Annotated in this window: 22 protein-coding genes; 18 read left to right on the top strand and 4 right to left on the bottom strand. The window is 62.9% G+C overall.

Annotated features, from left to right (window positions below; all coding sequences use genetic code 11):
- Positions 1–9 precede the first annotated feature (9 nt).
- From ATF69_RS14665 to ATF69_RS14645, 5 genes are all read left to right on the top strand, one after another.
- Positions 10–1,083: a branched-chain amino acid ABC transporter permease gene (locus tag ATF69_RS14665; RefSeq protein WP_056640192.1), complete on the top strand. Its 1,074-nt coding sequence runs from the start codon at positions 10–12 to the stop codon at positions 1,081–1,083.
- A gap of 93 nt (positions 1,084–1,176) precedes the next feature.
- Positions 1,177–3,333 (top strand): D-(-)-3-hydroxybutyrate oligomer hydrolase, encoded by a 2,157-nt coding sequence (locus tag ATF69_RS14660; protein WP_082565061.1) that lies wholly within the window; start codon positions 1,177–1,179, stop codon positions 3,331–3,333.
- A 100-nt stretch (positions 3,334–3,433) separates the two neighbouring features.
- A complete protein-coding gene (locus tag ATF69_RS14655) occupies positions 3,434–4,600 on the top strand; it encodes an ABC transporter substrate-binding protein (protein WP_056064584.1) in 1,167 nt (388 codons plus the stop codon).
- 175 nt (positions 4,601–4,775) lie between these two features.
- A complete protein-coding gene (locus ATF69_RS14650; protein WP_146871415.1) occupies positions 4,776–5,642 on the top strand; it encodes an alpha/beta fold hydrolase in 867 nt (288 codons plus the stop codon).
- 41 nt (positions 5,643–5,683) lie between these two features.
- Entirely contained in the window at positions 5,684–6,151 is a 468-nt protein-coding gene (locus ATF69_RS14645; RefSeq protein ID WP_146871414.1) for a DM13 domain-containing protein, read from the top strand.
- 169 nt (positions 6,152–6,320) lie between these two features.
- On the opposite strand, the gene ATF69_RS14640 is transcribed toward ATF69_RS14645, so the two are convergent.
- On the bottom strand, positions 6,321–6,563 hold the full coding sequence (locus ATF69_RS14640; protein ID WP_056064575.1) for a glutaredoxin family protein: 243 nt from the start codon (positions 6,561–6,563) through the stop codon (positions 6,321–6,323).
- A gap of 116 nt (positions 6,564–6,679) precedes the next feature.
- Here ATF69_RS14640 and ATF69_RS14635 point away from each other — a divergent pair, with 116 nt between their 5' ends.
- The 8 genes from ATF69_RS14635 (at position 6,680) to ATF69_RS14600 (ending at position 14,854) form a co-directional block, all read left to right on the top strand.
- A complete protein-coding gene (locus ATF69_RS14635) occupies positions 6,680–7,246 on the top strand; it encodes a lipocalin family protein (RefSeq protein ID WP_146871413.1) in 567 nt (188 codons plus the stop codon).
- Positions 7,247–7,257: 11 nt separating this feature from the next.
- Positions 7,258–8,265 carry an NAD(P)/FAD-dependent oxidoreductase gene (locus ATF69_RS14630; protein ID WP_146871412.1) on the top strand — a complete coding sequence of 336 codons (1,008 nt, stop codon included), beginning with the start codon at positions 7,258–7,260 and terminating at the stop codon, positions 8,263–8,265.
- Positions 8,266–8,288: 23 nt separating this feature from the next.
- The gene (locus tag ATF69_RS14625; RefSeq protein WP_146871411.1) at positions 8,289–9,860 is read left to right on the top strand and encodes a cryptochrome/deoxyribodipyrimidine photo-lyase family protein; all 1,572 of its coding nucleotides are present in this window, start codon (positions 8,289–8,291) and stop codon (positions 9,858–9,860) included.
- A 3-nt stretch (positions 9,861–9,863) separates the two neighbouring features.
- Positions 9,864–10,037 carry a DUF2256 domain-containing protein gene (locus tag ATF69_RS14620; RefSeq protein ID WP_146871410.1) on the top strand — a complete coding sequence of 58 codons (174 nt, stop codon included), beginning with the start codon at positions 9,864–9,866 and terminating at the stop codon, positions 10,035–10,037.
- Positions 10,034–11,350 carry a DASH family cryptochrome gene (locus ATF69_RS14615; protein ID WP_146871409.1) on the top strand — a complete coding sequence of 439 codons (1,317 nt, stop codon included), beginning with the start codon at positions 10,034–10,036 and terminating at the stop codon, positions 11,348–11,350. Before ATF69_RS14620 ends, ATF69_RS14615 begins: the two co-directional genes overlap by 4 nt.
- Positions 11,347–12,909, top strand: a complete 1,563-nt coding sequence (locus tag ATF69_RS14610; protein WP_146871408.1) for a cryptochrome/photolyase family protein — start codon at positions 11,347–11,349, stop codon at positions 12,907–12,909. Before ATF69_RS14615 ends, ATF69_RS14610 begins: the two co-directional genes overlap by 4 nt.
- A gap of 47 nt (positions 12,910–12,956) precedes the next feature.
- Positions 12,957–13,694, top strand: coding sequence for an SDR family NAD(P)-dependent oxidoreductase (locus tag ATF69_RS14605; protein ID WP_146871407.1), 738 nt, complete (start codon positions 12,957–12,959; stop codon positions 13,692–13,694).
- A 134-nt stretch (positions 13,695–13,828) separates the two neighbouring features.
- Positions 13,829–14,854, top strand: a complete 1,026-nt coding sequence (locus ATF69_RS14600) for a phosphotransferase enzyme family protein (protein ID WP_146871406.1) — start codon at positions 13,829–13,831, stop codon at positions 14,852–14,854.
- Between the two features lie 43 nt (positions 14,855–14,897).
- On the opposite strand, the gene ATF69_RS23110 is transcribed toward ATF69_RS14600, so the two are convergent.
- The 3 genes from ATF69_RS23110 to ATF69_RS14590 all read right to left on the bottom strand — a co-directional run bounded on the left by ATF69_RS23110 (position 14,898) and on the right by ATF69_RS14590 (position 16,445).
- On the bottom strand, positions 14,898–15,065 hold the full coding sequence (locus tag ATF69_RS23110; RefSeq protein WP_156379521.1) for a hypothetical protein: 168 nt from the start codon (positions 15,063–15,065) through the stop codon (positions 14,898–14,900).
- Positions 15,066–15,193: 128 nt separating this feature from the next.
- A complete protein-coding gene (locus ATF69_RS14595) occupies positions 15,194–15,442 on the bottom strand; it encodes a DUF2805 domain-containing protein (protein ID WP_208758733.1) in 249 nt (82 codons plus the stop codon).
- 121 nt (positions 15,443–15,563) lie between these two features.
- Positions 15,564–16,445, bottom strand: coding sequence for a LysR family transcriptional regulator (locus ATF69_RS14590; RefSeq protein WP_146871405.1), 882 nt, complete (start codon positions 16,443–16,445; stop codon positions 15,564–15,566).
- A gap of 144 nt (positions 16,446–16,589) precedes the next feature.
- Between ATF69_RS14590 and ATF69_RS14585 the strand changes: the two genes are divergently transcribed.
- The 5 genes from ATF69_RS14585 to ATF69_RS14565 all read left to right on the top strand — a co-directional run bounded on the left by ATF69_RS14585 (position 16,590) and on the right by ATF69_RS14565 (position 23,342).
- Positions 16,590–17,288, top strand: a complete 699-nt coding sequence (locus ATF69_RS14585; RefSeq protein ID WP_146871404.1) for a class I SAM-dependent methyltransferase — start codon at positions 16,590–16,592, stop codon at positions 17,286–17,288.
- A 216-nt stretch (positions 17,289–17,504) separates the two neighbouring features.
- The gene (locus ATF69_RS14580; RefSeq protein ID WP_146871403.1) at positions 17,505–17,930 is read left to right on the top strand and encodes a hypothetical protein; all 426 of its coding nucleotides are present in this window, start codon (positions 17,505–17,507) and stop codon (positions 17,928–17,930) included.
- Positions 17,931–18,104: 174 nt separating this feature from the next.
- Complete coding sequence (locus tag ATF69_RS14575) at positions 18,105–18,905, top strand: alpha/beta fold hydrolase (protein WP_146871402.1); 801 nt, start codon at positions 18,105–18,107, stop codon at positions 18,903–18,905.
- A 71-nt stretch (positions 18,906–18,976) separates the two neighbouring features.
- Positions 18,977–19,852 (top strand): alpha/beta hydrolase, encoded by an 876-nt coding sequence (locus ATF69_RS14570; protein WP_146871401.1) that lies wholly within the window; start codon positions 18,977–18,979, stop codon positions 19,850–19,852.
- 169 nt (positions 19,853–20,021) lie between these two features.
- Complete coding sequence (locus ATF69_RS14565; RefSeq protein WP_146871400.1) at positions 20,022–23,342, top strand: metallophosphoesterase; 3,321 nt, start codon at positions 20,022–20,024, stop codon at positions 23,340–23,342.
- Positions 23,343–23,508 lie beyond the last annotated feature (166 nt).

Genomic DNA, 23,508 nt, shown 5'->3' with positions numbered 1-23,508 from the left:
CCGACTGACATGCTGAACCGACTTCTCTCCGGCGACTATCCGCGCAGCAAGGTGCTGGCGGTGATTCTGGTGGCCATCTTTGTGGGCCTTGCTTTTGCACCTTTCCTCTTCCCCGGGGTCAAGGCGCTGTCCGTGGCGGCCAAGGTGCTGATCTTTGTGGTGCTGGTTGCCAGCTTTGACCTGCTGCTGGGCTACACCGGCATCGTGAGCTTTGCGCACACCATGTTCTTTGGCATCGGGGCCTACGGCATTGCCGTGGCCACCACGCGCATGGGGCCCACCTGGTCTGCGCTGCTGGTGGGGCTGGCCGGCGCGCTGGTGCTCTCGCTGCTGCTATCGCTGGCGGTGGGGCTCTTCTCGCTGCGCGTGCGGGCCATCTTCTTTGCGATGATCACGCTGGCCGTGGCGGCTGCGTTCCAGACGCTGGCCTCCCAGCTGTCGGACATCACCGGCGGCGAAGACGGCCTGACCTTCAAGGTGCCCGAGTTCCTGTCGCCCAGCTTCGAGCCGTTTGACGACCCCTTCCTGGGCGTGAGCATCGATGGGCGGCTGATCTGCTACTACCTGCTCTTCGTCACGGCCGTGGCGCTGGTGCTGGCGCTGCTGCGCATCGTCAACTCGCCCTTCGGCCGCGTGCTGCAGGCCATCCGCGAGAACGAGTTCCGCGCCGAGGCCATTGGCTACCGCGTGGTGGTGTACCGCACCACGTCCAGCGTGCTGTCGGCGTTGTTTGCCACCATGGCAGGAGCCATGCTGGCGCTCTGGCTGCGCTACAACGGGCCGGACACCTCGCTCAGCTTCGAAATCATGATGGACTGCCTGCTCATCGTGGTGATCGGCGGCATGGGCACCATCTACGGCTCGGCCATTGGGGCCGTGCTCTTCCTGGTGGCGCAAAGCTACCTGCAGGATCTGCTGCGCCTGGGCAGCGAGGCCACGTCGGGCCTGCCCTGGCTGTCGGCCCTGCTGTCGCCCGACCGCTGGCTGCTGTGGCTGGGCGTGCTGTTCGTTCTGTCCGTTTACTACTTCCCCACCGGTGTGGTGGGGCGCCTGCGCGCGGCAGCTGCGCGCAAGGTGGGGTGAGTGGCCCAGCCGCGCCGCTTGACTGGCGTGGCCTGGGTGTGTGGGTGAGCTGTGCAACAAAGACGCAAAGAAAAAACTCCAGGAGACAAGCACATGAAGATGAGCATGAAGAACCCGCGTTTTCGTCCCTTTTCTCGTCCGTTCGTTCCCGCCGTGCTGGCTGCAGCCGTGCTGGCCGCCTGCGGCGGCAGTGATGGCGACAGCGCCGCACTCAACACCAAGCCCGCTTACCTGGGTGCGATCAGCGAGGCCACGTACGACGGCAGCAGCAACGACCTGCTCACCGCGGGTCTGGGCGCCACGGGCCTGGCCGCCGCCGTGCCGCCGGCCTACGCCGACCCGCTCAAGCCCACGGCGGCCGAGCTGCGCCGCACCGCCATCCACACCAATTACCGCGCCATGCTCGACATGACGGCGGCGGGCGGCTACGGCACGCTGTATGGCCCCAATGTGGATGCGCAGGGCAAGGTCACCACCGGCGAGGGCAAGGTGGCGGGCACCGAATACATCGCGTTTGCCGACGACGGCACGGGCCGCAAGAACGTCACCCTCATGGTGCAGGTGCCTGCCATCTTCGACCCCAAGAAACCCTGCATGATCACCGCCACGGCTTCGGGGTCGCGCGGCGTGTACGGCGGCATCTCCACGGGCGAGTGGGGCCTGAAGAAGGGCTGCGCCGTGGCGTACTCTGACAAGGGCACGGGCGGTGCTCCGCACGACCTGCAGAACGACACCGTGCCGCTGATCGACGGCACCCGCACCACAGCCACGACAGCGGGCAAGGCGGCGGCCTTCAACGCAGGGCTCACCGCTACCGAGCTGGCAGCCTTCAACACCGCCACCCCCAACCGCTTTGCCTTCAAACACGCGCACTCGGGTCAGAATGCCGAGAAGGACTGGGGCACCACCACCCTGCAGGCGGTGGAGTTTGGCTACTACGTGCTCAACCAGCGCTATGGCGCCACCGATGCAGCGGGCCAGCGCTTGAAGACGCTGACCCCGGCCAACACCATCGTGATAGCGTCCAGCATCTCCAACGGTGGCGGCTCCGCGATTGCTGCGGCCGAGCTGGACACCCAGGGCCTCATCAGCGGCGTGGCCGTGTCCGAGCCTGCCATCGAGATGCCCGCCAACCCCGGCATCACGGTGCGCCGTGGCAGCGCCGATGTGGCCGTCACCGGCAAGACGCTGGTGGACTTCACGACCTACGCCAATCTGTACCAGGCCTGCGCATCGCTCGCGCCCTCGGTCAGCACCAGCCCCTACGCAGCCGCTTTTGCAGCGGGCTTCGGCAGTGCGGCCCTGCCGATTGCGCCCAATCGCTGTGCGTCGCTCAAGGCGGCAGGCCTGCTCACGGCCTCCACCACGGCCACGCAGGCCGAAGAGGCTTTGCAAAAGCTGCGCGCCTACGGCTGGGAGCCGGAGTCCAACGACCTGCATGCATCGCTGGCTGCTTTTGAAGTCGCTCCGGCGGTGGCCGTCACGTTCGCCAACAGCCTGTCGCGTGCCAGTGTCAAGGACCACCTGTGCGGCTTCAGCTACGCGGCCACAGCGGCTACGGGCGCGGTGACATCACTGGCACCCGCAGCCCTGGCTGGCATGTTTGCCACCGGCAATGGTGTGCCTCCATCGGGCGGCATCAACCTGGTCAACAACCTGGGCAAACTGGGGCCGGCACGCGACTTCCTGTCGGTGTCGGACGCTGGCGTGGCCGACTGGAACCTGAGCGGTGCGCAGTGCCTGCGCAACCTCGTCACCGGCAACGACGCTGCTGCCAAGAAGCTGCAGGCCGGTGTGGACGAAACCCGCCGCAACGGCAACCTGCGCGGCAAGCCCGCTGTGATCGTGCATGGCCGTGCCGACGCACTGCTGCCGGTGAGCCATACGTCGCGCCCCTACGCTGCGCTGAACAAGAAGGTCGAAGGCGCCGCCAGCAAGCTCAGCTATGTGGAAGTGGCCAATGCCCAGCACTTCGACAGCTTCATCGGCTTGCCCACCGTGCTGCCGGGTTATGACAGCCGCTACGTACCGCTGCACGTGTACCTGAACCACGCGCTCGACGCCGTGTACGACCACCTCGCCAACGGCAAGGCGCTGCCCGCCAGCCAGGTGGTGCGCACGGTGCCACGTGGCGGCACACCGGGCAGCGCCCCGGCCATCACCGCCGCCAACGTGCCGCCGCTGGCCGCCACGCCCGCTGCCGCCAACGCCATTGCCATCACGGCGGGCGCCATTTCCATCCCCGACTGACCGGGACGCTGAACGACCTATGTGGAAGCCCGGGACTCGTGCACTGCCGGTGCATGCCGCCCGGGTCATTGAAGGCGCAGTCATCACAAGGATGAAACCAATGAACACTGTGAAGAGTTGGGCACGCCGCGCGTCGGCCGCCCTGAGGTGGAGTGGCGCGCTGATGGTGGCACTGGCCGCAGGCGTTTCGGTGCCAGCGAGGGCTGCCGATGTGGTGGTGGGGCAGGTGGCCCCGCTGTCTGGCGTGCTGGCCAGCACCGGCGCGCAGATGGTGCTGGGCGGCAAGATTTATTTTGACTGGGTCAATGCACAGGGTGGCGTGCACGGCGCCAGCATTCGCCAGGCGGTGGCCGACGATGGCTACAAGGTGGCAGACACGGTGGCCCGCACCCGCGAGCTGCTGGCCAAGCCCGAGGTGGTGGCGCTCTACGGCTTTGCAGGCACGGCCAACATCACCCAGCTGCTGTCCGATGGCGTGCTGGAGCAGGGCGGCGCCGCGCTGGTGGCGCCGTACACCGGTGGCGAATCGTTGCGCAGCCCGTTCAACCCCTGGATCTTTCATGTGCGTGCGGGTTATGTGGACGAAACTGAGCACATGGTGCAGCAGCTCACCACCCTGGGCATGAACCGCGTGGCCGTGATGTACCAGGACGACGGATTCGGCAAGGCGGGCCTGGCGGGCGTGGAGGCGGCACTGGCCAAGCGTGGCCTCAAGCTCGTGGTGTCAGCAGGCTATGAGCGCAATACCGACAAGGTAGATGACGCCGTCAAGGCCATCAAGGCCGCCGATGTGCATGCGGTCATCATGATTGCGGTGAACAAGCCTGCGGCGGCCTTCATCCAGCGCTACCGCGAGCAGGGCGGCGGCGCGCAGCTGTACAACATCTCGGTGGTGGACCCAACGGAGCTGGTCAAGCTCGCGGGCCTGAAGAACGCCCACGGCCTGGGCATCAGTCAGGTGGTGCCGTACCCCTACCGCCCGCAACTGCCCGTGGTGCGCGAGTACCAGACGTTGCTGAAGAAGTACGCGCCTGAGGCCGAGGTCAACTACACCAGCTTCGAGCAGTTTTTGGGTGCCAAGGTGCTGGTCGAGGCCCTGCGCCGCGCCGGGCCTGCGCCCACACGCGCCAAGGTGGTGAAGGCGCTGGAGTCATTGCAAAGCTATGACCTCGGCGGCATCACGCTGGGCTATTCGCCCACCAACCGCATCGGCTCGCGCTATGTCGAGGTTACCGTTATCGGCAGCAACGGCCGCCTCATGAAATGAGCGCGGCTCAAAAAACTCTCCTGGCGTCGTTGTTGCGTCTTGCCGTACTTGCAGTACTGTCTGCGACGCAACGCCTAGCCAGGACCGCTTCGCTGAGTTTTGTGAGCCGCTACCCGTCCTCAGGTTGTTATGTACGCAGCCTGCATCCCTCCACCGACTCACAAGGTTGTCCACCATGACTCCGTTATCGCGCTACGCCACCTGTGCTGGCTATGAAATCCACTATATGGAGTGGGGTGCGCGTGACGCGCCCGTGGTGATTGCATGGCATGGTCTTGCGCGCACCGGGCGCGACATGGACGAGCTGGCCGCACACCTGGCACCGCGCTACCGCGTGATCTGCCCCGACACCCTGGGCCGGGGCCTGAGCCAGTGGGCGCGCGCGCCGCAGGACGAGTACCGCCTGTCGTTCTACGCGCGCATTGCGGCCAGCCTGTTTGACCAGTTGGGGATCGAGAAAGCGCACTGGGTGGGCACGTCGATGGGTGGAGCCATCGGCACGGTGTGCGCATCGGGTCTGTTCGAGCCGCAACTCAAGGGCCGCATCACCAGCCTGCTGCTCAACGACAACGCGCCGCGCCTGGCCGATGCCGCGCTGGAGCGCATCAAGGCCTACGCGGGCCACCCACCCGCGTTCGATACGGTGATGGAGTTGGAGGCGTTCTTCAGGCAGGTGTACAAGCCTTACGGCTGGCTGAGCGACGCGCAGTGGCGTCTGCTGACCGAGAGCAGCACGCGCCGCCTTGTCGACGGACGTGTGACGCCGCACTACGACCCCGCCATGGTGCAGCAGTTCACGCACCATGCCAATGACTACCTGATCTGGGACCACTACGACGCGCTCAGCATTCCAGTGCTGTGCCTGCGCGGGGCGGAGTCTGACCTGGTGCTCCCCGATGTCACCGCCGAAATGCTCACGCGCGGCCCGGGTGCCCGGGGGCTGGCCCAGGTGGTCGAGGTGCCCGGTTGCGGCCATGCGCCAGCACTGAACGTGCCCGAGCATTACGCACTGGTAGACGGGTTTTTGGCTCGGGCGGGGTGACGCGACTGGCGGTACATTGGCTCCAACTGTTGCCTACCGCCATGAAACCGTTCTTGTTGATCGCCTCGCATTTGCTCACCCTGGCTGTGGGGTTCGCTGCAGGTGTGTACTGGTTGCCGATCCTGATCGCGCCCGCAGCCCCTACGCTGCAGGAGGTGCAGGCAAGCCTGCCCACGGCAGCATGGAAAGCCACCTTTCGCCGCGATCTGAAGGACAGCGACGCCCTGCACTGGGGCGAGGGCGTGGTGTCCGTTGGCCCACAAGCCATCAGCCTGGCAGGCAAGCTGGCACCGGGGCCCGACTACAAGCTGTACCTGTCGCCTGCGTTTGTGGAGACAGAGGCGGACTTTCAGCGCCTCAAGCCACAAATGCTGCGGGTGGGGGATGTGAAGACGTTTAACAACTTCATCGTTCCGGTGCCGCAGGGCGTGGACCCCGCACGGTTCAACACCGTGATCGTGTGGTGTGAGACCTTCGGCCAGTTCATCACGGCCGCGCAGTACCGGTAGAACGACTGTTCAAGGTCATGCCAGGTGTGTGCAAGTGCTCTGCCGGAAGGCGTGGAGCCACGAAGGGGTAATGGGCGCCCCGGCTAGTGGCATGTGCATCAGCCCATGCGGGGCGTCCAGGGCATCCACGCCCCCCGATTGCACTGCCCGCTGATGTCGGAAAAGGCGTTCAGGCGCCCAGCTGCGCCAGCGCGGCTTGCAACCCGGCGAGTCCGCCCACACGCTGGTCATTGATGAAAATTTGTGGCATCTGCCGCACCGATGGCCCGCACTTGGCATAGAACGCCAGGCGCTCGGCTTCGTCATCGATCTTGATTTCCTCGTAGGGCAGGGAGCGGGATTTGAGGAGCATCTTGGCCGACTCGCACTGCGGGCAGGCAGACTTGGAATACACGGTGATTTGAAGGGTCATGGTGCGAGTTTACGGGGCGTGGAGTGGGTCATGAGACCGCGCCGACCTCAGGCTTGTACCGTTGCTGTAGTGGAGTAGTTTACTATTCGGTTTGTTTTGTGACTGATTGGTAATTTATGGCTCTGCTATTTCCTTGGGTCCGCCGTTCGGTGCTGCTTTTTGCGGCAGCTTTTGTGTTGGCCTTGGTGGGCTGCTCATCCACCTCGCCGCCTCCCGGTGTCACCCCCGTCACCCCGTTTGATATGGCCCGATACGAAGGCCGCTGGTACGAAGTGGCGCGGCTCGACCATTCTTTCGAGCGCGGCATGACGGACGTGAGCGCCACCTACCAGCGCCAGGCAGATGGCAGCGTGCGTGTGCTCAATCGCGGTTTTGATACGGGCAAGGGCGATTGGCGTCAGGCGGAAGGTAGAGCCAAGTTCACCGGCGACACCAACACCGCCTCGCTCAAGGTCTCGTTCTTTGGCCCGTTCTACGGCGGCTACCACGTGGCCGCGCTGGATGCCGATTACCAATGGGCGCTGGTGGTGGGGCCGGACCGCAGCTACTGCTGGATCCTGTCACGGACGAAGCAGCTTCAGCCTGCTGTGCGCGAGCAACTTTTGGCCCGCGCACAGGCATTGGGCATCGATACCCAGGCGCTGATCTGGGTAGCCCAAGAACGCACCGACCCGCAGCCATGAGTGTTTTGACGATGTCACAACCCATCGCCGTCATCGGTGCAGGTCTGGCGGGCCTATCGTGTGCGCAGGCGCTGCTGCAGGCGGGACATACGGTGCATGTTTTCGACAAGAGCCGGGGGCCGTCGGGCCGCATGAGCACTCGGCGCGCGGAGGACCAAAGCGGCCCCTGGCAGTGCGACCACGGCGCGCAGTATTTCACCGCACGTGACGCCGCTTTTCGCTCAGAAGTTGCCCGGTGGCAGCAGGCCGGTGTGGCCGCCCCGTGGGGTGCACGCCTGGCAAGTTTTGATGGCACTGGCTGGACCACCCCGCACACGCCCCTTGAGCGTTTTGTGGGTACACCGCGCATGACATCGCCCGCTGCTTGGCTGGTGCAGGGCCTGGCACAGGCCGGCGAGCGCACCCACACCCAGTGGCAGACCACCGTGCAGCGGCTGGAGAGGCACCCCGAAGGATGGGCCATCACTTGCGCAGAGCAGGGGCTGCATGCGCAGCGCTACCGCGCTGTGCTGTTGGCTGTGCCCGCGCCTCAGGTGCCGCCGCTGTTGACCCAGGTGGCCCCCGTCGGCGCTGCGGTCGCAGTCAGTGCCCGCATGCGGGGCAGCTGGGCCGTCATGTTGCGTTATGCCTCGCCTGTGGCCTTGCCGTGGGACGGCGCCTTCATCAACACCGGCCCGCTGCGCTGGGTGGCGCGTGATAGCAGCAAGCCCGGCCGTACGGGGCCAGAAACGTGGCTTTTGCACGCCAGTGCCGAGTGGAGCGAGGCGCATATCGAAGACAGCGCGGACAGCGTCACCGCTGCCTTGCTCGCCGCCTTTGCGGCCCTGGGCGGCCCCACACCCCTGGCTGCCACGGCGCACCGTTGGCGCTATGCGGATACCGAACCCGCACTGACCTTGGGCTGCTGGTGGGACGCCAATGCCCGCCTGGGGCTGTGTGGTGACTGGCTGAATGGCGGCAAGGTCGAGGGCGCCTGGCTCAGCGGCCTGGCGCTGGCGCGACAGGTCGCAGCCGCCTGATCTGTGCGCACAGGGCTTGTGCCATGAGCTACACCGTGGTCTGGTTCAAGCGTGACTTGCGCGTGCACGACCACGCCCCGCTGCAGCACGCCGCCGCCCAGGGCCCGGTGCTGTGTCTGTACGTCGTCGAGCCCAGCCTGTGGGCGCAGCCTGATGCCGCCCTGCAGCACTACCACTTTCTGCAAGAAAGCCTGCACGACCTGGCCCTGGCCCTGCAACGGCGCGGCGCCACGCTTCAGGTGGCCGTGGGCGAGGTGGTGGACGTGCTGGCCCGCCTGCATGCGCTGGCCCCTTTTCACACCTTGGCGGTGCATGAGGAAACCGGCAACGCCCACACCTATTCCCGCGACTTGGCCGTGGTCCGGTGGTGCCGCACGCAGGGCGTGGCATGGCGCGAATGGCCGCAGCACGGCGTGGTGCGCCGCCTGCGCTCACGCGATGATTGGCAGGGACACTGGCAGGCCCACATGCACGCACCGGTGGTGCTCGCCCCCGGGCCTGATCTCTTGCAGGCCCGTACGTTGCCGTGGCCTGCACAGCCCTGGCCCAGCGGGGCTGAACTGGGCCTGCCCGCGCATGACCCACCCCAGCGCCAGCGCGGGGGGCGCAAAGAAGGCCTGCGCGTGCTGCAAGACTTTTTGGCGGAGCGCAGCCAGGGCTACCGGGGCGGCATTTCGTCGCCGCTGACAGCGCCCAGCGCCTGCTCGCGCCTGTCGCCCTACCTGGCATTGGGTTGCCTGGGCATGCGCGAGGTGGTGCAGGCCACCCAGCGGCGCCAGCAGCAACTCAAGGCCAGCACCGACTTTGGAGCTGCGTGGCAGCGCAAAGGCTTGACGGCCTTCATGAGCCGCCTGCACTGGCATTGCCATTTCATCCAGAAGCTTGAATCGGAACCCGCGCTGGAGCACCACAACCTGCACCGGGGCTACAACGGTCTGCGCGAAGCGGAATGGAACCCCGCTCACTTCGAGGCCCTGGTGGCCGGGCGCACCGGCTGGCCCATGGTGGATGCCTGCGTGGCGATGCTGCGCGAGACGGGATGGGTCAACTTCCGCATGCGGGCCATGCTGGTGTCGGTGGCCTCGTACCCGCTGTGGCTGCACTGGCGGCCCGTGGGCGAATGGCTGGCCCGCCAGTTTCTGGACTATGAGCCCGGCATCCACTGGAGTCAGATGCAAATGCAGGCGGGCACCACCGGCATCAATACCACCCGCGTCTATAACCCCATCAAGCAGGCGCAAGACCACGACCCCCACGGCCACTTTGTGCGCCAGTGGCTGCCCGCCTTGCGCCGCGTGCCCGATGCCTGGCTGCTGGAGCCCTGGCGCATGCCGCCCGATGTGCAGGCCCGCTGCGGCGTGCGCGTGGGCCACGACATTGCCGTGCCGCTGGTAGACCTGGACACCGCCACCCGCACCGCCAAGGGCCGCGTGCACAGCCTGCGCGCCCAGCCCGCCGTGCGCGCCGCCCAGGCTGCGATTGTGGAAAAGCACGGCTCCCGCCAGTTTCGCGATGGCGGCAGCCCCCAGGCACGCGCCCGGGCTCGCGCACGCAATGCCGCCCAGCATCCCCAGCAGCAAACCCTGGACTTTTGAACCATGCGCATGCGCAAAAAATCCGACCTTCCGCAAAAGACCTGCCAACACTGCGGCCTACCCTTCACCTGGCGCAAGAAGTGGGAGAAGGTATGGGACGAGGTGAAGTACTGCTCCGACCGCTGCCGCAGCGAACGCAAACGCACTGACAAGGCCTCAGGGGAGGGCGCTGCATGAGCACCGTGCTGTTCTGGTTTCGTAACGACCTGCGCCTGCACGACCAACCCGCGCTGCGTTCAGCCCTCACCAGCGGTGCCACCCACCTGCTACCCGTGGTGTGCCTGCCTGCGCCTGATGAATCCGCACCGTGGGGGTTTGCCCGCGTGGGCGCGCACCGCCGCGCCTTCACCGCCGCTGCGCTGCGCGGGCTGCATCAACAAACGAGCGCGCTGGGCAACCCACTGCTCATCTGCCAGGCACCGCCTGCCACCGCCTTGCCCCAACTGGCCCAGGCCGTGGGTGCCACCACCGTGGTGTGTGAAGACATTGCCGCCCCCTACGAACAGGCCGAGGTGGCCGCACTGCGCGCCGCTGGCTTGCAGGTGCGTACCGTGTGGCACAGCAGCTTGCTGCCTCCGGCGCGTATGCCCTGGCCGGTGGACCAGTTGCCCGGCGTGTTCACCAGCTTTCGCCAGAAGGTAGAGCGCGCGGGCATCGCCCCCGCCGCACCATTGCCGTTACCGACCAAACTGCCGCCGCCACCCGATGTGCCCGCGCATGTGCGGCAGGCCTTAGGGGCAGAGCAGGGCACCGCAGCCATCCTGCAACCCGCGCCGCCGCAGGGCAGCGATGCCCGCTCGTCCTTCCCCTACGGCACCGCTGCCTGTGATGGCAGCGAGGCCGCTGCGCTGGCCCACCTGGCGCAGTACCTGGCCCGCAAGTTGCCCCACAGCTACAAGGACACGCGCAACGGGCTCACGGGGCTTCATTACTCCAGCAAGTTCTCGCCCTGGTTGGCTACGGGCGCGCTGTCTCCGCGCCAGATCTATGCCGATCTGAAAAATTTCGAGCGCGACCACGGCGCCAATGACGGCACCTACTGGCTGTGGTTTGAGCTGCTGTGGCGCGATTACTTCCGGCTGCTGCACCTGCAATACGGTGCAGCGCTGTACCGGGCGCGCGGGCTGTCAGAACTGCCGCCCGCCCCGCACAACCCGCGCGGTTTTGATCGCTGGTGCCGGGGCGATACGGGCCAGCCCCTGGTCGATGCCGCCATGCGCGAGCTGGCTGCGACCGGCTACCTCAGCAACCGCCTGCGCCAGGTGGTGGCCAGCTACCTCATCTACGACTTGCACAGCGACTGGCGCGCGGGTGCTGCGTGGTTTGAATCGCAACTGGTGGACTACGACGTGTACAGCAACCAGGCCAACTGGCTCTACATCGCCGGGCGCGGCACCGACCCGCGCGGGGGGCGGCGCTTCAACCCCACCAAGCAGGCGCAAGACCACGATGCCGACGGCAGCTACCGCCGCCTATGGGGCACGGCATGAGCACGCCACAACCCTCTACCCCACAGCGTGCCCACACGCTTCGCCTGCTGCTGGGCGACCAGCTCAACCCCGAGCATTCATGGTTTGCCACGCCGGACGAAGGCGTGGTCTACGTGCTGATGGAAGTGCGGCAAGAGACCGACTACGTGCTGCACCACGCGCAAAAAATCCTCGCCATCTTTGCCGGCATGCGCGACCTGGCCCGCCACCTGCGCGAGGCCGGGCACCGCGTGCGCTATGTGGCGATTGACGACGCCAGCAACCGCCAGTCGATGCCCGACAACCTGGCCGCCCTCATGGCCCACTACGGTGCGCACACGCTGCAATACCAGCACCCCGACGAATGGCGGCTGGACGAGCAACTGCGCACCTGGGGCGCAAAGCAAGCCTTTGCCGTGCAGGCCGTCAGCAGCGAGCACTTCTACACCACCCGCACCGAAATGGCCGAGGTGTTCCAAGGCCGTAAGCAATGGCTCATGGAGCACTTCTACCGCCGCATGCGCCAGCGCCACAGCGTGCTGATCGATGAAGCCGGAGAGCCTGAAGGCGGCCAATGGAACTACGACCACGACAACCGCAAGCCTTGGCCCGGCACGCCCGAATTGCCGCCCGACGCGCGCCCCACGCACGACCACAGCGCCCTGTGGGCCACCATCCAGGCCGCGGGCGTGCAAAGCTTTGGCAACCCGCAGGCCCGCGCGCTGCGCTGGCCGCTGAACCGGGCCGAGGCACTGGCGTGGCTCGATCACTTCATCACCACCACGCTGCCGCACTTTGGCGCGTATGAAGACGCCATGAGCACAAAGAGCGCGCGGCTCTTTCACTCCCTGCTGTCTTTTGCGCTCAACACCAAAATGCTGCGCCCACACGAGGTGGTGCAGCGCGCCCAGGCCGCGTACCACGCAGGCGCTGCGCCCCTGCCTGCGGTGGAGGGCTTTGTCCGCCAGATCCTTGGCTGGCGTGAATATGTTCGCGGCATCTACTGGGCCCACATGCCCGGTTACGACGAGCGCAACGCCCTGGGCCACAGCACGCCGCTGCCGGAGTGGTTCTGGACGGGCAACACCCGCATGCGCTGCATGCAGCACGCCGTGGGCCAGTCGCTGGAGCATGCGTACGCCCACCACATCCAGCGCCTCATGGTCATCGGCAACTTTGCGCTGCTGGCGGGGCTCGACCCTGCCGCCGTGCACCGCTGGTACCTGGGTGTGTATATCGACGCCTTTGAATGGGTAGAAGTGCCCAACACCGTGGGCATGAGCCAGTTTGCCGACGGCGGCCTGCTGGCCACCAAACCCTATGTGAGTAGCGCTGCCTACATCGACCGCATGAGCGACTACTGCAGCGGCTGTCACTACGACAAGAAGCAAAAAGTGAGTGAGCGGGCCTGCCCTTACAACGCGCTGTACTGGGACTTTTTTGCGCGCAACGAAGGCACGCTGGGCAACAACTTCCGCCTTGGCATGGTGTTCCGCCAGTTGCAGAAGATGCAGGGCCCGCAGCTCGATGCGCTGCGCGAGCATGCGGCCAGCCTGCGCACGCGGCTGGATGCGCTGTAGCCCGCTTGCCGAACCACCCCACGACACCCTCACCGCAGGACCGCGCCATGTCTCAAGCACAACCCACCGCAACGTCGTTCACTTCTTTGCAGTCGCTGCCTGATGGCTACCGCGCCCTGGTCATCGGCTCCACCGGCGCCATCGGCAGTGCCTTCCTCGCCCACCTGCAGGCCGATCCGCGCTGCGCCCTGGCCGTGGGCCTGGGCCGCCACACCAGTCCAGCGGTCGATCTGGATGACGAAGCCACCATTGCCGCCGCCGCCCACCAGCTCAAGGCCCAGGGGCCGTGGCACTGCATCATCCACGCCGCAGGCCTGCTGCACGGGCCCCACGGCATGCCTGAAAAGCGCCTGGGCCAGTTGAACTACGCGCAGATGGAAGCCACCTTCCGCATCAACACCTTGGGCCCCGCGCTGGTGCTGGCCCACTTTGCACCGCTGTTGCCCAAGCAGGGCCGTGGCCTGCTGGTCGTGCTCTCGGCCAAGGTGGGCAGCATTGGCGACAACCGCCTGGGCGGCTGGTACAGCTACCGCGCCAGCAAGGCCGCGCTCAACATGCTGGTCAAAACGGCGTCCATCGAAGTGGCCCGCACCCACCCGCAGGCCGTGCTGGTGGCGCTGCACCCGGGCACCGTTAACTCGGCGTTGTCGGCCCCTTTCAATGGCGCAGAAATAGGCCGCCCGGCGGCGGATGCAGCGGGCGACATGCTGCGGGTGCTGGATGGACTCGCGCCCGAGGAGACGGGCAGCTTCTACGCCTACAGTGGCGCGCCACTCCCCTGGTAAGCGTGGCGCGCGGTGCTATGGTTTTGATACTGCTTGCGTACCAGCAGTAAGCGCTGTCGGGCCTTTTGCTCAAAGGCATGCCATGTGCCACTGTCCGTGCGCGACCGCCGTATTGCTTGCATGCAGAATGCCGCATGCATTCAACCCCATCGCCCGACACAACACTGGTTGCCTCCCACACCACGGCCGCAGCCGCGTCTGTGGCGCAGTGGGTAGAGCGCCACTACGGCCTGCCCGTGCAGCAGTGCTACCTGATCCGCCGCAACCTCAATGACAACTACGCTGTGCGAACAGCGGACGGCAGCCGCTACGTGGCAAGGCTCTGCGCCATCCGACCGCGCGGTCCGTTCAACGTGGATTTTGAGCTGGCATTGTTGGCCCACTTGGAGTCGCAGGGCGTGGGTGTGGCCTCTCCGGTGTTGGCTGCGAACGGCACGACCAGCGTGATCCTTTCGTTCCCGGAGGGCCCTCGTGTGCTGGTCCTGTTCCGCCACTGCGAAGGCGCTGTGCCCGATACCCCCGAAGACCTGCACCTGACCGGCGCCACGCTGGCCCAGATTCACAGCGCCGCGCAAAGCTACACCGGCCCCGCAAGCCTCTACGTGCTGGACGGCCACCATCTGGCGGGCCGCACGCTGGACTACCTTGCCGCCCATCCCGAGCTGGCCCCCACCGTGCTGGATGCCTACCGCGAACTGATCCACCGCCTTCTGGGTGAGCTGGCGGATGTTGAAAGCACCTTGACCCGTGTGATGTGCCACGGCGACACCCATGGCTTCAACAACCATGTGTACACCGATGCCGAGGGAGTGCGCCGGGCCGCCTTCTTCGACTTTGACGACGCCGGGCCGGGGTTCCTGGCTTATGACCTGTGTGTGTGGCTGTGGTCGAACCTGCCCCGCAAGGCCCCCATGGAGCCCGACGAAGCCTTGCTGAAGCGTTGGCAGCAGTACCTGGCTGGCTACCGCGCAGGCGGCGGCCATGTCACCGATGCTGACCTCGCCGCCCTGCCGCTCTTCGTGCAATTGAGGCACCTGTGGAACATGGGGGAGGGCGTGGCGCGTATCCACCACTGGGGCGCCAACATGATGTCTGCCGACTGGATCAAGAAGCAGCCGGATGTGATGGCCGCCTGGGCCCGCCTGGATTTGCCCGCTTGATGGGCCTGCACTGAGCCCTCATGCGTTGCGCAGGCACCCATGCTCAGGTCATGTGGCGTGGGGCCACTGGGTGCGTCAGTTGCTGCGCATCGCTGGGGTCTTGCTCCAGGCTGTAAGGGACCGAGAGAAAGGCCACGCTGAACACAAAAAACAGCGTGGCGGACACGGCCCGGGCGATGGGGAGCACAAAGTTCTTGAGGTCGGTGTTCATGGTGGTTCCTGCAGCGGCTAGAGGTGGAGAAGGGTCGGGGTCAGATGCCGCCTTGACCCTTGCCGCCATGTTGCCGGTACCAGGCTGAACGGGTGCTGAACAGGTGCTGGGCGGCGCTTGCCCACCGCCTACTTGTAGTTCTCCCGGCGCTCTCCAAACTCCCTCACCCGCTTGCGCCACGCCTTGTAGCTGCCCGGCGCCAGGTGCGTGCGCATCAGTACCTTGACTTGATCATGGTGCAGGCCGTGGACGGCGCGGATCTGCGCAAAGCTCACGTGGTCGCTCAGCGCCATCTGGATGATCTCGCCCACGGTCGCGGCGTCCAGCGGCGCGCTCGGGTGGGTGCTCGGCAAGTCGGCGGCGCGCGGTGTGGTCATGGTCAGTGTGTTCAGGTGGTGACGCGAGGGTAGTGCGCCTGCTTTCACCTTGCGCTGCGGTGGCCCTTTCATCCCTTCACCCTTGTCATGCAAGCCCTCCACGACCACTTGGTGCGGGCGTTCAGCGATCTAACGCCAGCCCCTCGGCCAGCGCCTCAAACACCAATCGAATCCGCCGTGATGTGCGTAGCTCTCGGTGCGACACCAGCCAGACGGGAAAACGCACCGGCGCCACTTCGTCCAGCACGCGGACGATGCCCGGCGTTTCGCGGGCGATCTCGTCCATCATGGCGCCGATGCCCATGCCCTGGCGCACCAGCGCCCAGTGGGCCGCGGTGTGGTCGGCGTAGCAGGTGAAGTTGTCTTCGCTCAGGCTCAAACCGTACTGACGCAGATACGCAAGGTACTGGCCGTTGCGGTCTGAACCCACAAACTCCGCATTCACAGCGTCCTCCGCGCTGCGCGGGTGGCCGTGGGCCTGCACCCAGCTCTCCGACGCGTAAAAGCAAGCCCGGGCCTCGCGCACCAGCCGCGCGATCAGCTCGGGCTGCTCGGGCTGAACGTGGCGGATGGCAATGTCGGCCTCGCGGCGCAGCAGGTCGCTGAGCGCGTTGGAGGCAATGACTTCCACGGCAATGCCTGGCTCCTGTGCCCGCAGGCGTTGCAAGATCGGGGGTAGCAAGTGCGTCGCCACTACATCGGTGGCTGACACCGACACCACGCCCCCCACCGCCTCTGACCGCCCGCTGGCGGCCAGGCCCAGGGCCTCTGCAGCAGTGCCCATGGCGCGGGCGTGTTCCAGCAGGTCCAGCCCGGTGGGCGTGAGCACCATGGATTTGCCCACGCGCTCGAACAGCGTCACGCCCATCTGCTGCTCAATGGCCGCCACCTGCCGGCTCAGGGTGGGCTGGGTCAGGCCCAGCTTGCGCGCGGCGGCCGACAGCGAGCCGGTCTGCGCCGTTTGCAAAAACGCCTTCAGTTGGTTCCAGTCGAGGTTATCCATGCGTAAACGTATATGTTCACTGCAATTTACCGCAGTTTCCTGAGCTTCAATGCATGGATAGCATCTGGGTGTTGCTCATTGGACCTACCTCCACAAACTGCCTCTGTACCTCGCTGCTTCAGCACTTCACCCGGTTTGCACACCATGTCGTCTTCTGCCATTGCTCCCGTCTCCCGCGCATTGCCCTCCGCCGCCACCCCGCCGGCTGCGTCAGCCAAAGCGCGCTTCTGGGACCGCATTGCACCCAAGTACGCCGCCGACCCCATTGCCGACCTGGCAGGGTACGAGGCCACCTTGCAGCGCGTGCAAGGCCTGCTGTCGCCCCAGCATGACGTGCTGGAGATTGGCTGCGGCACCGGCAGCACGGCGCTGCGGCTGGCGCCATTCACCCGCAGCCTGCTGGCCACCGATGTGTCGTCGCAGATGATCACCATCGCCCACCAGCGGCTGGCCGCGCAACCCTCTGCCGCCTTACGCTTCGCCGTGGCCGACGCAGAGGCCATGGCCCCAGGGCCAGAGGTGTACGACGCGGTGCTTGCCTTCAATGTGCTGCACCTGATGAGCGATCTGGACGACGCGCTCAGGCAACTGGTGAAGGTGCTGCGCCCGGGTGGGCTCCTGATCTCCAAGACCGCCTGCATCGCAGAGATGAACCCGCTGATCCCCTACCTGGCCGTGCCCCTGATGCGCGCCATCGGCAAGGCCCCTCCGGTGTTGTCCTTTGACGAACAGCGGCTCCGCTCGGCCATGGTGCAGCAGGGCCTGCAAATCGTCTGCACCGAGCGGCACGGCACGCGCGGCAAGGACATCCGCGCCTTCATCGTGGCCCGCAAACCGGGCTGAGTTTTACCCACCCACTTCACACAGGCTGGCGGCTTTACAAGGCCGCCGGGCGGAGCTTTGCCCACGGATGTGCTGCCGGTCCACTGCGTTCATCCCACGCGCCGCAGAAGGGTCCCCAGATATTCGATTTGCTGCGGTCCTGCCGTCATCACCCATCTTGTTGCACACACTGTTTCGCTCGCTCACCCACAACCCCCCATCACTGCCACTCACACCATGAACCATCGCAACCACCCCCTGTCTCTCACTTCCGCCGCTGGCCTTGTCGCAGCCGTGGCATTCCTCACCGGCTGCGCGTCCACCCTCGACCAGGCGGGCCTGGAGCAGCGCACGGCGCAAGCCATTGGCCGCACGGCAGGCCAGTTCACCATCACCGACCGGCAGGAGGAAACCGGCGGCCGCATCAACTACACCGTCAACACCCGTGACGGCGCCAGCTACCGGTGCTATCTGTACGGTGCAACGGGCTTTCAGAAAGCCATGAGCTTCGGCCAGACACCCCATTCCGACGCCGTCTGCACCGCCATGGTGGGCGGCGCGAGCAATGGTGGCGCCCAGGCGCCGGCAGCAGCCGCTCAGCCACAGGGCCGCGCTGCGCCCAAGGAATGCAATGCGCTGCTGCGCACGGCGGGGCGCTGCTAAGAGCGGCTAACAAAACTCTTCTGGCGTCGTTGCTGTGTCTTGTCGTACTGCTCGTACTGCATGCGACACAGCGCCTGGCCAGAACCGCTTCGCTGAGTTTTGTTAGCCGCTCTCAATGGCACCGCGCTGCTTTGGCCTTCGGGCCACGAACCTGAATGCAAAGGACTTGAGACCATGAACCGATGGCACTGGGCCAGCTTGCTGCTGGCAGTCTGCTTGAGCGGTTGCGCCAGCTTGCCCGGCGCCACCACCGACACGGTGGACGGGCGCACGGTGGAATACGTGCAGGCAGGGCAGGGCACCCCGGTGGTGGTGTTCGAGAACGGGCTGGGCGCCCGGCTGGACTGGTGGACCAAGGTCTGGCCCGACACCGTGGCAGAGACCCGCGCGCTGGCCTACAACCGCGCGGGCTATGGCCGCAGCGACGCGTCCCCCCAGCCGCGCGATGGGGCGCAGGTAGTGCAAGAGCTGCGGGCCTTGCTCAGGGCCCGCCAGCTACCGCCGCCCTATGTGCTGGTCGGCCACTCGCTGGGCGGCCTGTACATGCAGCTGTATGCGCGCCAATACCCCGCAGAGGTGGCGGCACTGGTGTTGGTGGACTCCACCCACCCCGAGCAGATGCGCGGGGCTGGCAACCCCGACCTGTGGCCGACATGGCTGAAAGTGGCCTTCCGCCTGGGCACCTCTGACGTGGTCAAACAAGAGTTGGCAGCGCTGGACGCCACGGGGCAGCGCGTTGTCAGCCTGCCGGTTGATCCCGCTGTGCCCGTGTTTGTGCTCAGCGCACTCCAAACCCCGGGGGCGTCATCTGCGCTGGCCGAAGAGGTGCGCCAAAAACGCGCCGACTTCGCCCACCTCTACCCCGGCTCCACCCAGGTGTGGGTGGACAGTGGGCACGGCATTCCGCTGGAGAAGCCCGAAGCCGTGGTCAGCGCAATTCGCGCAGCATTGCAGGCGGCCCGCGCGCCACGCTGAAAGCGGTGGCGGCCACGCCAGTGGCAATTTCATCGTGGCGTGGCAACCAAACCCCGTGCCAGAATGAAACGATGAGCACCACCACCTCCTCCTTCAAGTCCAACGCAGACGGCACCCAGGTCACCACCTACACCTGGGCCCAAACCCCGGGTCAACCAGTGGGCGTCGTTCAAATCTCCCACGGCCTTGCCGAGCATGGCGAGCGCTACGACCGCTTTGCGCGGGCGCTGAACGCCGCAGGCTTCATCGTCCACGCCGTGGACCATCGCGGCCACGGGCGCACCGCCGGTGGCAAGCTGGGCGACTTTGGCAGCGCTGGTTTCAGCGGACTCATTGCCGATGTGGCCCAGTTCGGCGCGCTGCTGCGTGCGCAGCACGCCGGCCTGCCGCTCTTCCTGTTCGGCCACTCCATGGGCTCGTTCGCAGCGCAGGCGGCCATCCTCGACCACTCTTCCACTTGGTCCGGCGTCATCCTGTCAGGCTCCACCGCCCTCGACCTGTTTGCCGCCGCCATGGCCAACGCCCCGGCCGACGCGCCCGCCGGGCTCGCGGCATTCAACGCTGGCTTTGAGCACCGCACCGGCTACGAATGGCTGTCGCGCGACGCCGCAGAGGTCGATGCCTACGTGGCCGACCCGTGGTGCGGCTGGGACATGCCGGACGACGTGATCCCCTCGCTCTTCGCACCCGCGCCCCGGCTGGCCGATCCCGCGCTGCTCGCGCGCATCCGCAGTGACTTGCCCATCCTGATTGCATCCGGCGATGCGGACCCGCTGGCCGCAGGCGGGGTCTTATTGGAGCAACTGGGGCAGCGGTATCGGGATGCCGGTGTGGCCGATGTGACGGTCAAGCTGTACCCGGCGGCGCGGCATGAGATCTTGAATGAGACGAATCGGGATGAGGTGACGGGGGATGTTGTGGCTTGGTTGCGGGGGCGTGTGGCGTAGTTAATGCATCACCGGCCCTCTGCCCTGCAGTCAGTTCAGCGCAAATGCAGTGGCTAGAGGTAGCGCAAGCGATTTATAAAATTTTACCGGCAGCATATTCATGCTGGGATGAGATAAATCATAGTCAGTTAATTAGCGAATTTCAATAATTTCGCAATAGGGAGTCGGCATGGGGGGCAAAGAAAATTTTTCTAATGGCATTAATATTCTTCATCTTAGTGATTTGCATGTAGGGGTGCACTCGCAATCTTGGTTGTGGCCAACACTGGAGACAGAATTTTTTAGAGACATTCGTCGCTTGCATGGCAAGACAGGAAATTGGGACGTCGTCATATTTTCTGGCGACTTAGTCCAGCAGGCAATTGGCGGAGAGTACTCAAGACTAAATGAAATACTGAAAAAAATATTTTCAGAGCTAAAGTCTCTTGGATCCGAACCTCTGTTTTTTCCCATCCCCGGGAACCATGATCTGCAACGGCCGGAATCAATGGACCCTTCTGTGCGTGCATTTAAAGATTGGGAAGAAGATGGTTTGTTGCGCGAGGCATTTTGGAGCAAGAAGCCACCACAGTATTTTGATTGCATTGCAAAGGCTTTTGAAAATTATAAAAATTGGTTTGAAGGCCTTGCAGAGATCGGAATTTCTACCGGCGATGCCAAACATGGACTTCTGCCTGGAGATATCTCTCTGCGCGTTCCGATGGGCGAAAGGCATATCGGCCTAGTCGGGCTTAACTCTGCATGGCTTCAACTTCGCGGAGGCGACTATAAGGGTAAGCTGGATGTTGATATACGGCAACTACTTGCAGTAACTGACAATCAGCCCGATGAGTGGGCGGCAAAAAATTCCTCAAATGTGTTGGTGACCCACCACCCATTGGACTGGCTGAGTCATCGAAGTCAGTCGGAGTGGCGCTCTGAGATTTATTTGCCGCACCGCTTCGATGCTCATATGTTTGGTCATATGCATGACACTGCACTAGTATCCACTTCAGAGGGCGGTTCAGCATCGCGCCGGTTTATTCAATCTGCATCCCTCTTTGGTCTAGAAGAGATCGCTAATGGAACATCTCGACTGCATGGCTATTCTGTTTTTAGGATTGAAGAGAATAATTCAAGAAAATGTTTTAGGCAGTGGCCTAGAATTGCTATTAAGGGTCAAGATGGCACTTTGAAAATCGTTCCGAATTTTCAAATGAATATAGACCATGAGACCGGCGCTGTTGATTTTGATTTCGATTCAACTGCGGGTGATTCAAAATACGCAGCTGTGAATTTAAGTGAAAAAATCCATTCCGAAAACTCATCTGGCGCTTTGCAAATCATAAGGAAAATTCTTCCTGAAAGTGCTGCTCATGCTAGAGTTAGGAAGACTGAGCAGGCAATATGTATTGCAAGCCTTGAACAACGCCATCCAGTATGGATTAGTGCTGATTGGGGTCAGGGTTCTGATGAATTTTTAAGATCTATTCTCATAAAAACTCGCCTGGACACCGCTTCAGTTTATCAACTCGATTTGCAGGCTTGCTATGAAACTAGCGATATTCGGGTGGCTGTCGAAGAGCAGATCGGTGTTTCATTTACCAAATTTTTCGACCTTCTCTCAGCAGAGCTCGACTGCATATTGCTGCTTGCCGATGTGCCTTTAAATGAGGGGCGAGACAAAGAGGGGAAAAAACTTCAAGGTGATGTTGAGCAAATGTGCGCCATGTTGCTTCAATATTGTCCGAACCTCCGCATAGTTGTGAAATCTAGAATACAGCCGCCATCTAGCACTATTAAGTGTGTGAGACTTCAGGCACTAGATCTTGCAGACACGGCCACATATGTTTCAACCCACGCGGCTTGGGCTAGACAAGGCTCGCAGGCAGCCTTGATAGCGAAGTTGCATCGCCACACAGATGGACTGCCGTCTCGAATTGACGCAGCTTTGCGAAATTTGCAGTTCACTGGGACCAATGAGCTCTTAAGTTTGGACGCGGATGTGGCGGGTAAGCGGAGTTCGTCGGATTTAGCCCCTCAGGGACTTGTAGATGCCATAGACGAATTGCGCATGTCTCCAGATCCAAGCGTCAAAAGATCATTCGAACTTCTCAAAGCACTTGCTCAATTTCCCCGAGGCGAATTGCTAAGTTCGGTAAAAAGATTTAATGGAGCAACGCCCTTCTTCATGCAGCACGCAATAATATTGGTGGAATCGGCATTTGTTGACTCCGTTGAGGTTCCCAATGTTGGAAGTGAGGTTGCGGCTGAGGGTAGTGCGTTAGTTGTCAAAAGACTGGTCAGAGATTATTTAACAAGCATTTTAAGCGCGACGGAACTAAAGAAATTAAATACAAAAGCCTTTTCATTATATTTTGGAGATAACTGGTCATTAAAAGGAATATCATCAAAAAAAGGCTTCAAATTCGATGATAGAAATCTTGGTGCATGGAGGCTTGGAAATGCTTCCGTCTTAGTGTTGAGGTATATTAGAAATGCACTGGCGGGGAGAAGAAAGGCCGAAGAAAAAAAGGCAATCGATTTGGCTGGATCATTCTGTGCGGCACTAATGTCGGGGGATCGCTGGAGCGATATAGTTTCCCTCTGTGGTGATTTGATGCCTATCTTTGATGATTACCAAGTTGATGTCTCAGATCTCTGGGTTATAAATGGGCTGTATGCAAAAGCACTTCGAATGACAGGCGAGGCGGAGAAGGCTAAGAATATTTATGTGCAATTGATGGGGTCAAAAACATCTATTCCGGGCCCCTCAAGGCAAGAATATCTCTTAAATCTTGCAATGTGTTACGAGCGCCTAGAGGAAAAAAATAAGGCGATGGATGCTGCAAAAGAGTGCATGGATATTTCCACAAAAACTTCCTCGGGACTGCAGGCAAAATCCATATATGTTTCGATTGACGACACAGAGAAAAACAAAGATGGAAAGCTTCTTCAGCTGGAAATGTCTGCAAGAACGAAGAAGCATCACAATCTAGCGAGTACGTTAGCATTGGCCCGTGCAACACGTACAACGGAATCCAATGAAAAGAAAAAAATACTTCAGGAAATCGTTGATGGAAATGCCGTTGGTAATGAATATAATATTATGCGGGCAATGCTGCAAATTGCTCAGATTGACGATGGCGAGGGGCATGCAATGGATGTTCGCGACCTAAACAAGTTGATTGAAGCCTATCATTATTTGTACAACGAAACTTTGCCGAATTTGTTTGATCAATGTACGGCCGTGTTGTGGAAAGAATTTTCAAGAACTGAGCATAACGATAACTTGTTCAGTCTCTTTCGTCACAGTTCGCTTGTATGGAGACTTCGGGATGAGAAAAAAATGGAAATTGACTATTTTAGAAAACTGGGAAAATTCATTGCGGAAAATAGTGAGAAGCTGACCGTCTTCACTAGTCGCGAAATTGCCTATTTCATTGCCCGAGGAGGCGAACTCACACGCGAGATAGGAAATTCCGGGGAAAATCCTCAAGAGATATCCTAATGACCTATATAGATTATTTTTCTAGAAATGAAAACACATGATTTTCATCAGGCTGCATAGGTGACCGCTTTTGGCCGATAGTACGCGTCCATATCCGAGACGCGTATGACCGAAATCGCTGTCAAGCAGCGGGACTTAGAGAATTCAATCTTGGGGGCCGCTGCGC

This window comes from Acidovorax delafieldii (assembly GCF_007993815.1).
GTDB lineage: Bacteria > Pseudomonadota > Gammaproteobacteria > Burkholderiales > Burkholderiaceae_C > Acidovorax > Acidovorax delafieldii.
Note: the sequence above shows the minus strand (reverse complement) of the source record. Positions and strands in the feature narration are given on the sequence as shown.